Here is a 12,576-nt window from a genome sequence, read left to right as displayed (position 1 = left end):
ACGGTTTTTCCCACGCCAGACGAGGAGCGCCTATGAGGTTGTCGACTACTTGTTCTGTTGCTACGAAGGCTTGATCAAGCCGGAATTGCCTCTGCCGGATGGTGCTCGAGACCCATCCGGCAGAGGCAATTCTGCATCAGTTCGGGCCTTCAGCCGCCGGCGAATTTTTCCGAGGTGCCGAGATCGATCGGCAACGCGATGCCGGTGATCCCGCGCCCGGCCGGCCCCACCAGATAGAACACCGCATCCGCAATCACTTCGGGGTCGACCCACGGGTGGGGCAGCAGATTCAGCTTCGACATGATCGGAGCGGTATCGGCGAGGACAGGATTCTCCAAGTCTGGACGGAACGCACGAACCATCGGTTCGTTGTCGATCATCGTCGTACGCACATTGCCCGGGTGTACGGAGTTGACTCGGATGTCTGCCCAGCCGAGTTCGTTGGCCAGAGACTTCGCCAACCCCCGAACGGCGTGCTTGGACGCGGAGTAATGGGCAATCCCCGGCACGCCTCGAAGCCCGGCCATCGAGCTGATCAACACAATGGATCCACCTCGATTGCCGTTCATGATGTGCGGAATCGACACCTTGGTCGTCAACCAGACGCCGGTGACGTTGATGTCCATCAGCTCGCGGAACTCTTCGGCGCTCAGGTCCCAGGACAATTTCGCCGACGCCGCGATTCCCGCGTTGGCGATCACGATGTCCAGTCGGCCGAGTTTCTCGACTCCGGCGTCGACCGCTGATTTCAGGGCATCGAGGTCGCGAGTGTCCGCGACGGACGCGACGATGCGCCGGCCCTGAGCTTCGACCAGGGCGACGGTCTGGGCGAGGTCGGCTTCGGTGGCCATGTCGTACCCCGCCGTTGCGACCGGCGCGCAGAGATCCACCGCGATGATGTCCGCGCCCTCGGACGCGAGCTTGACGGCATGCGCGCGCCCTTGACCACGCGCCGCTCCGGTGATGAATGCGACCTGACCGTCCAAATTGCCCATCGAACTTCCCCTGCCCGTCTGAATCGTTGAAAACTGGAACGTGTTCATACTGCTACGTTCGGTGCGAGCCAGGCAGGGGAATTCTCTGAATCCTTATCCGCGAAGGAGTTTGGACAACTCGTCCAGTACGCTCGCGTCCTCGATGGTCGACGGGACCGTGTACTCCTCGTTGTCGGCGATCTGCCGCATGGTCTTGCGGAGGATCTTGCCGGAACGAGTCTTCGGTAGTGCGGCGACGACGGTGACGTCCCGGAACGTGGCGACGGCACCGATCTGGTCTCGCACCCGCGCGACCAGTTCCTGTCGGAGTGTTTCGGGATCGATGTCGACGCCGGACTTGAGCACGACATAACCGCTCGGCCGTTGCCCCTTGAGTTCGTCGTGAATGCCGATGACCGCGCATTCGGCGACAGCCGGGTGGCCGGCGACGATGGCCTCCATGCTTCCGGTCGAAAGGCGATGTCCGGCAACGTTGATCACGTCGTCACTTCGTCCGAGCACGAAGACGTAGTTGTCCTCGTCGATGTACCCGGAGTCGCCGGTGAGGTAATAGCCTTCGAAAGTCGACAGGTAGGACTTCACGTACCGGTCCTCGTCACGCCACAGTCCGGCGAGTGTTCCGGGAGGAAGCGGCAGGCCGATCACGATGTTGCCCTCGGTGCCCGGACCCACGAGTTCGCCCTTGCCGTCGACGATTTCGACGCGGTATCCGGGGCAGGCGACGGTGGGTGAGCCCGCTTTGATCTCCATGGGTTCGAGGCCGCGCAGATTCGCGCAGATGGCCCAACCGGTTTCTGTCTGCCACCAGTGATCGACCACCGGGCGATCGAGAATCCGAGTAGCCCACTCGTAGGTGTCGGGATCCAAGCGCTCGCCGGCCGCGAACAGTGTGTCGAGCGACGAGATGTCGTACTTGGCAAGCTCTTTTGCGTCCGGGTCGGCCTTGCGGACCGCGCGGATCGCTGTCGGAGCGGTGAAGAGTGCCGACACGTTGTATTCGGAAATGATGCGCCAGAACGCACCGGCGTCGGGGGTGCCGACGGGCTTGCCTTCGTACATGACCGTCGTGGCTCCGGCGAGCAACGGTCCGTAGACGATGTAGGAGTGGCCGACCACCCAGCCGACGTCGGAGGCGGTCCACCACACCTGTCCTGGGCTGATGTCGTACAGATTCTTCATGGTCCACGTCAGCGCAACGGCATGGCCACCGTTGTCCCGGACGACGCCCTTGGGCTTACCGGTCGTTCCCGAGGTGTAGAGGATGTAGAGCGGATCCGTCGCGGCGACCGACACCGGGTCGGCCGGGGTGGCGTCGGCGATCAGCTCGTCCCAGTCGAACCAGGCTGCGGCACTTGACTTGTAGTCGCAGGCTGCACCGGGAATCTGCTCGCGATTCTTCACGATCACGGTGTGCGCGGGAGTGGCGGACAGTTGCAGAGCCTTCTCGACCATCGGCAGGTACTCGATTGTTCGTCCGGGTTCGAGGCCGCCGGACGCCGTCACGAGCACCACTGGACCGGCGTCGTCGATACGGGTTGCGAGCTCCTTGGCCGCAAAGCCGCCGAACACCACCGAATGCACCGCGCCGATTCGCGCACACGCGAGCATCGCGATCGCAGCTTCGGGGATCATCGGCATGTAGATGATCACGCGGTCGCCCGCCACCACACCCTGATCTTTCAAGACGCCGGCGAAGAGTGAGACCTGCTCGAGCAATTCGGCGTAGGTGTAAGTGGCCTTGGTGGGGACCATCGCGGAGTCGAAGATCAACGCCGTCTGATCGCCGCGGCCGTCGCGGACGTGCCGATCGAGGGCATTGAAGCTGGTGTTGAGCGAAGCATCCGGGAACCAGCGATAGATCGGCGCGGCAGAATCGTCGAGAGCCTTCGTGGGGGCGACATCCCAGTCGACGGCCCGCGCAGCGTCGAGCCAGAACTTCTCCGGCTGATCCATGCTCTCGCGATATGCGTCGGCATACGTGGTGTGGGACGCCTGCTCGGAAGAGCTCATCGACGTGTGTCCTCTCGTGAACTTCGCTTACCGGTGACCTGAAACACCTTAGGTCACCGTCAGTGCGGTGCGCCTCAGTAGCGGTGCGGGTACCGTCCCTTTGCGCCGGGCGGGCCTGTCCCGTCGGCCAGTGGCGCGCAGGGGTGGGATAGGCCAGGGACTGAAAGGGGGGATCGATGTGACAGGTGCAGCGCAACGCGCAGGCTTCTGGGGAGTCCTCGCTCTGCGTGACTTCCGACTTCTGTGGACCGGCGACGCAGTCAGCGGTATCGGAAACGGTGTCACGACCGTCGTACTGCCGCTGATCGCGCTTCGCGAACTGGACGCCAGTAGCTTCCAGATCGGTGTGCTGGCATCAGCAGTGTGGTTGCCGTGGTTGATCGTCGGACTACCAGCCGGTGCCTGGATCGACCGGCTGCCTCGGCGCCCGATCATGATGATCGCGAACGCTGCGTGCGCGCTGTTCTTCGCGAGCCTCGCGATCGCCGGCTTCCTGGAGGCGATGACATACGGCCACCTGCTCCTGGTCGCGCTGCTCACCGGTACAGCCACCGTCTTCTTCCAGGCGGCCTATCACTCGTATCTCCCCACGGTGCTCGCCGAAGCGGATCTTGTCGAAGGGAACTCGAAGATTCAGGGCGCTGAGGCCGCAACTCGGGTGATCGGCCCAAGCGTCGGTGGGCTGGTGGTTGCAACTGTCGGGCTCGCGGCCGGTCTGGTTGTCGACGCGTTCACGTTCGCCTTCTGCTTCGTATGCATCTGGCTGATTCGTGTGCAGGAGACCGTCCATCGCGGACAGAATCAGCGAGAACCGTTGCGACGGCAGATTGCGCTCGGACTGCGATTCGTCGCCGGTGATCCGTATTTGCGGTCGATCGTCGTCTACGGCACTCTGCTCAATTTCGGTCTCACCGGGTACTCCACGATCCAGATCGTGTTCCTGGAAAAGACGGTTGGCGTGGGGGAGTTCGGACTCGGGCTTCTCCTGGCGATTGCCGGGGTGGGCGGAATTGTCGGATCGATGATCGCGCGCCCGCTCGGCCGCAGATTCGGCACTGCCCGAAGCGTTCTCATCTGTCAGTTGGTGACGGGACCGTTCATCCTGTTAGCACCTCTGACGACGTACGGTGCCGGCCTGTTCTGGTTCTGCATCGGCGGCATGGTGATGGTTGCGGGCGTCGTGTCGTGCAACGTGGTGCTCGGCAGTTTCCGTCAAAGTTACTGTCCGCCGGACCGCCTCGGACGAGTGGTGGCAACGAGTATGTTCCTGCTGCACAGCAGCATTCCGCTCGGTGCTCTGACGGCAGGCTACCTCGGCGACGCAGTGGGACCGCGCGGGACGATGTGGATCATGGCCTGCCTGATCGCGCCGTGCGGATTGGTCTTGCTCTTCAGCCCCCTCCGCGGAATCCGCGATCTACCGAGTCGGCCGGCGATCTCAGTGCGGTAGAGAATCGCTGCGGTAGGGGATTACTGCGGTAGAGCCGCGGCGGCCTCTTCGCTTCGAATCGCGATGCGAAGAGTCGCGAGCATGAACAGTGACACCGCGAATCCGAAAAGCGCGCCGAACTGGTCCTGTGTGAACAGATAAACCTGCGTCACCAGAAGGCTCACGATGAGGGATGCACGCAGGAGCCTCAAGGCTCGCAGGTACGGACCTCGGAAGAGGAACCACACTCCCAGAACCACAAGAACTCCGGTTGCGACGGTGGAGATCTGTACCACCAGGTCGGAGACGTCGTCGGCCTCGACGACGTTCTCGGACACCAATGCGTAGATCACCTGGACAATCGCCAGAAGAGCCTGCAGCACGAACAGGGTCAGTACCAGTCGGCGGACGACCCGGTGCCGGAGCACTTCCTCGGCACGGTGGAAGAACGCATTGCGGCCACGAGTGATCTTCGATTCGATACCGCCGGTCGGCGGAGTCCGTGAATGCAGGCCGGCCTTGATCGAATCGACGAGGTCGGTGAGGCTGCGGTCTTCGACGCCGTCGAGTACGCGGAGGGCGTGGTTGTACTGGATCTCGTCTAGCTGACCGAGAGCGAGGTCCGAGAGCGCTCGCGCCCCGATGGCGAGCCGATGACGATCATTCATTCCGCGCCGAATCACCACCTCGCGCGCGGCAAGATAGAAGAGAACGAAGACGACGTACATGATCGCGATGGCAGGCTGGTAGAAGTAATCGACGTCGGCGGTGACGAATTTTCCGACCTCGTCGATGAAGAGACCGAACCCGATTCCGCCGACGAGCGTGGCCAGGTCACGCGTGCGAGAGCCTTCGGTGATGGCGGTCGCCACGATGGCGACGGCCATCAGCAACCCGCCCCAGAGAACGTGTGCGATGTGGAGGGCGCCGCCCCCGATCTGGGGATAGCCCGTTGCCGCCAGATAAGCGCGGGTGATCAGCACGGTGGCGACGCCGGCGAACAGGAACAATTCGAAACGAGCGAGTGCCGCGCGGTCGTAACTGTGCGGCAGCGTCAGCGCATTCCGGTCCTTCGTCGTCATTGCGGAACTCCCAGGTTTCGATAGCGCGCGATACGGGAGGCCTGGCGATCGGTGTCCGACTCTTCGGCAAGCACGAAGAGTTCGTGCGCTATCGCAGCCCCTACCCTCTTGGAGAATTCCACGGGTTCGTCGGCCGCGTCAGGCGTTTCGGGAATGATCGCGTCGATCACGCCGTCTCGAAGCAGATCCAACGAACGAATGCCCTGCGCTGCCGCCATCTCCGGTGCGTGACTGATGTCGCGATGGACGATCGCGCTTGCGCCTTCCGGCGGCAGGGGAGCGAGCCACCCGTTCTGTGCCGCGAGTACCCGATCGGCGGGCAGCAGCGCGAGCGCCCCGCCGCCTGTTCCCTGACCGAGCAACACCGACACTGTCGGGGTCTTCAGCGTCACGAGGTCGGCGATGCAACGGGCGATCTCAGGGGCCAGTCCACGTTCTTCAGCTTCTTTGGACAGCGACGCGCCCAAAGTGTCGATCACGAGGACAAGCGGGAGTTGTAGTTCTTCGGCAAGTTTCATGCCACGTCGTGCTTCCCTGAGCGCGGCCGGTCCCATCGTGGTGAGCGCGGATTGGCCACTGCGGTCCTGGCCGAGCAGGATGCACGGAAAGCCTCGGAAGCGGGCGAGCGAGAGCAAGATCGTCTTGTCGGTTTCACCCTGCCCGGTGCCGCTGAGCGGTACCTGTTCGGTCGCTGCATGGCGGAGCAACTGCCGAATGCCTGGTCGATCGGCCCGGCGCGAGAGCATCACCGACTGCCAGGCCGGAACATCGGGAATCTCGGGTGAGGGAATCGGCTCCGTGGCCGCCGGAGCCGGGGGATCGGTGAGCACGCACAATGCTCGATTGACCAGCAGGCGGAGCCGGTCGACGGGGACGACGCCGTCGATCACGCCGTTGCGATACAGATTCTCGGACGTTTGGATTCCGTCGGGAAACTTTTCGCCGTACAGGGATTCGTAGACACGGGGTCCGAGGAAACCCACCAGAGCGCCTGGCTCCGCGACGGTGATGTGGCCGAGGGATCCCCATGAGGCAAAGACCCCGCCGGTGGTGGGATTGCGCAGGTATACCAGGTAGGGCAGGTGTGCCGCTTTGTGAACAGCCACTGCCGCAGCGATCTTCACCATCTGAACGAAGGCGACGGTGCCCTCCTGCATCCGCGTTCCGCCAGAGGTGGGCGAGGCGAGCAGCGGGAGTTGTTCTGCCGTAGCACGTTCGACGGCGGTCACGATCCGCTCGGCCGCGGCGACTCCGATGGAACCGGCGAGAAAGCTGAATTCACAGGCAATTACCGCGACCCGACGTCCCCGAACGGTACCGACACCGGTGACGACGGACTCGTCAACTCCGCTCTTCTCGCGGGCCTTCGCCAGGTCTTCTGCGTATTTCGGGCCAGGTCCGACGTCGACGGGCGGGGAGTCCCAAGAGACGAAGCTCTCGGGATCGAGTACCGCAGTGAGTAGTTCTTCGGCCGAGATTCGCACAACGTCCTCCAAGTAAGCAGCACCCCGTCCAGGATGAACCTACCTGGACGGGGTGCCGCCGGGATCGCGTGGCGCCAGTTGTGCGCTGGAGAATCAGCGTCCGAACGCCTCTTTCCATGACACGACCTTGCCGATACGAAGGATGGAGCGCTGGTAGATCTTTGCCGCGATCATCGACAACGCAGCGGTCACCACCAGCATCAGCAGAATCGTTCCCACGATCTGGAACGGAGAAGCAACACCGGCGGAAATACGCAGGGGCATGAGGATTGCCGAGAACGGCGGAATCCAACTCAACACGTTGCTCAGGGTTCCTTCTGGATTGCTCACCGAAACGAAAGCCACGCTGACCATCGCCATGACGAGCAGCGCGAGAGGCATCGCGGTGGCGTTGACGTCCTCCTGCCGCGAGACCATGGACCCGGCGGCGGCGTACAGCACGGCGAAGAAGAGGAAGCCGAGAATGAACCACCCGAGAGTGCCGAACAGAACGCCGATCGCGGTGCCCGTCACGGTCAGGACGCCCGTCGCCAGTCCGGTGGCGACGCCCGCGACGGCATAGGCAGCCATCTGCATCAGGCCGACAGCACCGATTCCGAGAACCTTGCCCCACAACAACTGCAGCGGACGAAGAGTGGAGAGCAGCAGCTCGACCACGCGACTGGACTTCTCCTCGACGACGCCCATCGCCACGTACGTTCCGAACAGCAGGATCTGCATGTACAGGAGCACCACAGCAGCGATCGACATCGCTATACGTTGGCCCTGTTCGGGATCCGGGGGATCGATGGCATCGATGGTGACCACTGCGGTGGACGTGGCTTCGGCGAGCTGAGCCGGGTCGATCCCCGCAGCGGAAAGCGCATTCGATTGTGCCTGCTGTGCAACGGAACTCTCGATGACGGCCCGCAGATTCGTGGCTACTTCCTTCTTGGTCACGACAGTGACGCCGCCGCCCGATCCAGCGATCACGGCCACGTCGAGGTCGCCGTCCTTGACTTGATCACGCGCGGTGACGTCGTCGGAAACCTCCGTTACCGTCACCGGATTTCCGAGGGTGTCGCCGATGGACACCATCGTGGCACTGAGTGATTGGTTGCCGACCAAGCCGATCTTCGACTTGTCCTCGTCGCCGCCGGAGAAGAGCGAGAAGGCGATGATGCCGCCGATGATCGCGACCAGAATGATGACGTTGCTGATCACAAAACTCTTCTTCGAGATCTGCGTCATGAATTCGCGTCGGGCGACCAACCCGATGGCTCGACCTCCGCTCAACTGGTTGCTCATGCGGCTACTACCTCTCGGAACAGATCGGTCAGTGACGGACGTCGTAGCGTGAACTCGTGCACCGGCCCGGTTTTCAACGCTGCATGCAGGATCTGCTGATCGTCGGCGGTTCCGTCGACGCTCAGGAGTGTTCGACCGTCGAGGTGGCTCAGTGTGGTGACACCGATCAGATGGTGTGCCCAACCGACCGGCGCGTCAGGGGCGAAGACTTCGATTCGGCCGTCACCCTTGCCTCGTAGCTCGTCGACGGTTCCGATCTCTCGCATGCTGCCGCGGCTGATGATGCCCACGCGATCGCACAAGCGCTCCACCAGATCCAGCTGATGGCTGGAGAAGATTACGGGAACACCGGTGCGAGCCTTCTCGACCAACACGTCACTCATGACATCGACCGCTACGGGGTCAAGGCCCGAAAACGGTTCGTCCAGAACGAGTACCGATGGGTCGTGAACCAGCGCCGCTGCGAGCTGCACACGTTGCTGATTACCGAGGGACAGGGAATCGACGGTGTCCTTGACGCGTTCGGCGATGCCCAGACGTTCGGTCCACCGCTCAGTGGCCGCGTGCGCGTCGGCCTTCGAGAGTCCGTGTAGCTCGGCCAGATAGGAAAGTTGCGCTCCCACCTTCATCTTGGGGTAGAGGCCGCGTTCCTCCGGCATGTATCCGATAGTGCGACGCACGTCGAGGTCGACAGGTTTGCCGCCGAGGCGAACTTCTCCCGAATCTGCTCCGAGCACACCCAGCGCAATGCGCATCGTGGTCGTCTTGCCGGCGCCGTTGCTGCCGACGAATCCGAAGATCTCGCCTGGGCGCACTTCGAAACTCAGGTTGTCGAGTGCGACGACGTCGCCGTAGCGTTTCGAGATGCCGTCGATCGTGAGGGTGGCTGACATGGGTCCTTCCCATCGGTCGAGTGGTGCGCTTCGGTAATACGGGTCAGAGATCGAACTCTTCCGAATCAATCGGATCCGGGTCTGGATTGGTCCACGAGAGAATCATCGCGGGCGTGCACGCGCCGATCAGCATTGCAGTCAGTGCCAATAAACCTCCCGTGTAAGGCAGCCTCTCTACATTCCACTGCACCGACGAGGTGAAAATGAGGAAAATGGCGACAATGAAGACCAACGTTTGGGTCACGCTGAGCCCGACGGAGCGAGCGTCGTTGCGTTGCTGGATCTCCCATTCGTCCAACGCCTGCCGCGGAGCATCCCCTTGCCGGCCCGACACGATTTGAAGTGAGGACCACGTCGGCAGGAACAGCAGGGTGAGGACCGGCCATGCCACGGCGAAGAGCGGATTGAACAGGCATGCTGTGCTGACGGCAACCATCGTGGTGAACAGGACCGCCAGGGCGACGACGAGTACGCGCCGACGTCGACGGGTTCGCCAATTCGGGAGCCAATGTCGGAACGTCTCCTCGTTCTGCAGGAACCGCCGAGTGCGGTGGGCCTGGTAGCGGTCGATCAGATTTGATTCAGGCACTTGGCTTTTCACTCCCCTCGGTAGTGCGGTCAGATCGGTAGACCTCCGTCGACGGTGCATTCCGGTAGACCTCCGTCGACGGTGCATTCCGGTAGACCTCCGTCGACAGCGGCCCGAACTCCGTCCGGGAGAACACCGCCTCCACCGGGAGGTCGAACACCCAGCAGATTCGGAATGCAAGATCCAGGCTGGGGTAGTGGTCACCGCGTTCGAGTGCCCCCACCGTCTGCGGATTCACGTCGACGAGTTGCGCAAGCTGTGCCCGGCTCATCTTCCGCTCGGCGCGAAGCACTCCGATGCGATTGAAGATGGGGAGCGCGTCTCCCCGCCGGACTGGGCTCATGCATCAAAGTGTTGTAAAAACCCAACAGTTTGTCAACACGAACCGCGATTGTTCCGCTTCTGGGGCGTGCCGGCGGATAAGGTTCGGGCAACGGAAGGGGCTTGGCATAGTGGTCGAACAGTTGGTGCTCGAAGAGTCCGGCCTGGTCGTGCAGGTGTGCGAGGATGGTAGCTACTGCGTGGGACCGCAAGGGCGCGAAGCGGTCTGGCGCGATCCGATGGAGAAGGGTGCAGTCATCGGTATCGGGCAGCACACTCCGGGGGATGTGGAAGGCGAATCGTGGTGGGTCGTGTACGGCCAGTCGGACATCGGGGCGGACGTCACCGTTCGACTCGAGGACGGGTCGCACGTGCCGGTTTCGCGCCTCGGTGAGATCTTCGCCAGTGAATGGGTGAGTACCCCGCAGCAGGCGTTGCTGTACCGGTCCGATCGCCCGGTGGAGTCGCAGCCCACTAAACTGTCTGTGCTGTTCGCCAGGCCGAAGTTCATGCCCAAGGCGGCGTTTCCGGAGAATGATCGCTTGTAGTTGAAGCGAGCTGCCGTCGGGAGGCTGGCAACCATTTTCTCGAAACATTACGGTACGTACTGTACTGTTTTGGAATGACAACTTGGCCGAACGACCTCGCAGTAGTGCAAGTGCGCGTAGCGCGACCCACCGACAGGCTCGACGACGTGATTGCGTTCTATCGCGACTGTCTGGGATTGCCAGAGCTCTACCGGTTCTCCGGTCATGCCGGGTACGACGGAATCATGCTGGGTCTGCCGGATTCGAACTATCACCTCGAATTCACGACCCACGAAGACGGAAGCCCGTGCCCGGCGCCGACGCAGGACAACCTGTTGGTGCTCTACTTCGCCGGCGAGTCGGCGATGTACGAGGTAGTTCAGAGGTTGGGGGAAGCAGGGCACGAACCCGTTGGCGCCGAGAATCCGTACTGGGAGGAGAATGCGGGGATGACTTTCGAAGATCCCGACGGCTGGCGTCTGGTGCTCATGCCGCGGCCGGTGCTGTAGATGGTGCGCGCCCGCGACGAGCGGATCGACGAAGCCGTTCTGGCGGCAACCCTGGAGTTGTTGGGGGAGAACGGATATGCGGAGCTGTCGATCGGTTCGGTGGCGACGAGAGCGGGCGTGCATCGACCCGCCATCTACCGGAGATGGCCGTCGAAGCGGCATCTGGTGGTGGACGTCGTCGTGGCGCACATCGGCACTGATCCAACGCCGGACACCGGCGATCTCAGGGCAGACCTGGTCGCCGGCATCACGACATTGGTTGTGGGGCTGAGCGAAACGGTAGTCGGGCGGATCCTGCCCGCGTTGGTCGCGGATCTGGCGGCGGACCCGGAATTGGCGCGGGATTTCCAGTCGGCATTCTTTCAGCCTCGACGCGATTCCACTGCGGCAGTGCTGGAATCGGCGCGCCTACGCGGCGACATACGGAGCGACTTCGACCTGGACTTCGTCCTGGACGCGCTGGCGTCGCCGATCTATTACCGAGCGTTGTTCCGTCACTTACCGCTGGACGCGCTCCTGGCCGAGCAGTCCGTCGATTCTGTGCTGCTGACGTTGACTCCCCACGAAAATTCTTGAAGCCGTTTCGATTCAGTTCAATTCGACTGGATCAGGCCCGACACGGCTGTCGGTGTTCAGCGCTGCGATGGCCGCTGACTCGTCGGCATCGAGTGCGAAGTCGAAGATTGCGGCGTTGTCGCGCATGCGTGCAGGCGTGACCGACTTCGACAGAACGGTGTGACCCTGTTCGAGATGCCAGCGCAGAATTATCTGTGCCGGGCTCTTGCCGTGTGCTGCAGCAATTTTCCCGATGGCCGGGTCGTCGAGGATGGTTCCTTGTCCCAATGGGCTCCAAGCCTCGATTTCGATGCCGCGACTTCGCGCGTACTCCCGTGACGCGTGCTGTTGCAGTCTGGGGTGCAATTCGATCTGGTTGACGGCCGGGGTGATCGAGCTGTGCTCGGCCAGCAGTTCGAGGTGCTCGGGCAGGAAGTTGGACACACCGATCGCCCGGGTGCGGCCGGAGGCGAGAATTTGCTCGAATGCCGCCCAGGTCTCGACGAACAGGCCCTTTGCCGGCGCGGGCCAGTGAATCAGATAGAGGTCGACGTAGTCGAGTCCGAGCTTGTCGAGGCTGGTGTCGAAAGCGGCGAGTGTTCGGTCGTGGCCCTGATCGTCATTCCACAGCTTGGTGGTGACAAAAAGCTCTGACCTAGGGATATCCGAACCTGCGATGGCGCGGCCGACCCCGGCTTCATTTCCGTAGATCGCGGCCGTGTCGATGTGGCGGTAGCCGATCTCGAGAGCTGCGGCAGTGACCTCTTCGGTCTGTGCGTCCGGTACCTGGAAAACGCCGTACCCGAGTTGCGGGATGGTGATCGGCTCGCCGGTGGTTCGGTGGGTCAGTGTGCGGTCGGGGATCGACAACATTGAAGAGTGCCTTTCGGGACTG

Annotated in this window: 13 protein-coding genes; 4 read left to right on the top strand and 9 right to left on the bottom strand. The window is 62.6% G+C overall.

Features of this window, described 5'->3' with window-relative positions:
* Window positions 1-149 precede the first annotated feature (149 nt).
* Both A0W34_RS22065 and A0W34_RS22060 read right to left on the bottom strand, forming a co-directional pair.
* Complete coding sequence (locus A0W34_RS22065; protein WP_020970454.1) at window positions 150-995, bottom strand: mycofactocin-coupled SDR family oxidoreductase; 846 nt, start codon at window positions 993-995, stop codon at window positions 150-152.
* A gap of 93 nt (window positions 996-1,088) precedes the next feature.
* Window positions 1,089-3,005: a propionyl-CoA synthetase gene (locus tag A0W34_RS22060; RefSeq protein WP_081558279.1), complete on the bottom strand. Its 1,917-nt coding sequence runs from the start codon at window positions 3,003-3,005 to the stop codon at window positions 1,089-1,091.
* Between the two features lie 178 nt (window positions 3,006-3,183).
* Here A0W34_RS22060 and A0W34_RS22055 point away from each other — a divergent pair, with 178 nt between their 5' ends.
* Window positions 3,184-4,455: an MFS transporter gene (locus A0W34_RS22055; RefSeq protein ID WP_064443860.1), complete on the top strand. Its 1,272-nt coding sequence runs from the start codon at window positions 3,184-3,186 to the stop codon at window positions 4,453-4,455.
* 20 nt (window positions 4,456-4,475) lie between these two features.
* Here A0W34_RS22055 and A0W34_RS22050 read toward each other — a convergent pair whose 3' ends face one another.
* The 6 genes from A0W34_RS22050 to A0W34_RS22025 form a co-directional block, all read right to left on the bottom strand.
* Window positions 4,476-5,516: a hypothetical protein gene (locus A0W34_RS22050; RefSeq protein ID WP_081558278.1), complete on the bottom strand. Its 1,041-nt coding sequence runs from the start codon at window positions 5,514-5,516 to the stop codon at window positions 4,476-4,478.
* The gene (locus A0W34_RS22045; protein WP_081558277.1) at window positions 5,513-7,000 is read right to left on the bottom strand and encodes an acetyl-coenzyme A carboxylase carboxyl transferase subunits beta/alpha; all 1,488 of its coding nucleotides are present in this window, start codon (window positions 6,998-7,000) and stop codon (window positions 5,513-5,515) included. The genes A0W34_RS22050 and A0W34_RS22045 overlap by 4 nt, the downstream gene beginning before the upstream one ends.
* A 93-nt stretch (window positions 7,001-7,093) precedes the next feature.
* A complete protein-coding gene (locus A0W34_RS22040) occupies window positions 7,094-8,287 on the bottom strand; it encodes an ABC transporter permease (RefSeq protein WP_081558276.1) in 1,194 nt (397 codons plus the stop codon).
* Window positions 8,284-9,180: an ABC transporter ATP-binding protein gene (locus A0W34_RS22035; RefSeq protein ID WP_003939757.1), complete on the bottom strand. Its 897-nt coding sequence runs from the start codon at window positions 9,178-9,180 to the stop codon at window positions 8,284-8,286. Before A0W34_RS22035 ends, A0W34_RS22040 begins: the two co-directional genes overlap by 4 nt.
* A gap of 43 nt (window positions 9,181-9,223) precedes the next feature.
* Complete coding sequence (locus tag A0W34_RS22030; protein ID WP_003939943.1) at window positions 9,224-9,769, bottom strand: hypothetical protein; 546 nt, start codon at window positions 9,767-9,769, stop codon at window positions 9,224-9,226.
* Window positions 9,762-10,112, bottom strand: coding sequence for a helix-turn-helix transcriptional regulator (locus A0W34_RS22025; protein WP_042952669.1), 351 nt, complete (start codon window positions 10,110-10,112; stop codon window positions 9,762-9,764). Before A0W34_RS22025 ends, A0W34_RS22030 begins: the two co-directional genes overlap by 8 nt.
* Before the next feature lie 109 nt (window positions 10,113-10,221).
* On the opposite strand from A0W34_RS22025, the gene A0W34_RS22020 reads away from it, so the two are divergent.
* From A0W34_RS22020 to A0W34_RS22010, 3 genes are all read left to right on the top strand, one after another.
* A complete protein-coding gene (locus A0W34_RS22020) occupies window positions 10,222-10,638 on the top strand; it encodes a hypothetical protein (protein WP_083056918.1) in 417 nt (138 codons plus the stop codon).
* A 74-nt stretch (window positions 10,639-10,712) separates the two neighbouring features.
* Window positions 10,713-11,126, top strand: coding sequence for a VOC family protein (locus A0W34_RS22015; protein ID WP_021332241.1), 414 nt, complete (start codon window positions 10,713-10,715; stop codon window positions 11,124-11,126).
* Entirely contained in the window at window positions 11,127-11,702 is a 576-nt protein-coding gene (locus A0W34_RS22010) for a TetR/AcrR family transcriptional regulator (RefSeq protein ID WP_058037841.1), read from the top strand. It abuts the gene before it with no gap.
* 12 nt (window positions 11,703-11,714) lie between these two features.
* Here the strand turns inward: A0W34_RS22010 and A0W34_RS22005 are convergent, their stop codons facing one another.
* Entirely contained in the window at window positions 11,715-12,554 is an 840-nt protein-coding gene (locus tag A0W34_RS22005; protein ID WP_081558275.1) for an aldo/keto reductase, read from the bottom strand.
* Window positions 12,555-12,576: the final 22 nt, after the last annotated feature.

This window comes from Rhodococcus sp. BH4, from assembly GCF_002079265.1.
Classification (GTDB): domain Bacteria; phylum Actinomycetota; class Actinomycetes; order Mycobacteriales; family Mycobacteriaceae; genus Rhodococcus_F; species Rhodococcus_F qingshengii.
The sequence above is the reverse complement of the archived record's forward strand: the minus strand, read 5'-3'. Positions and strand labels throughout refer to the sequence as shown.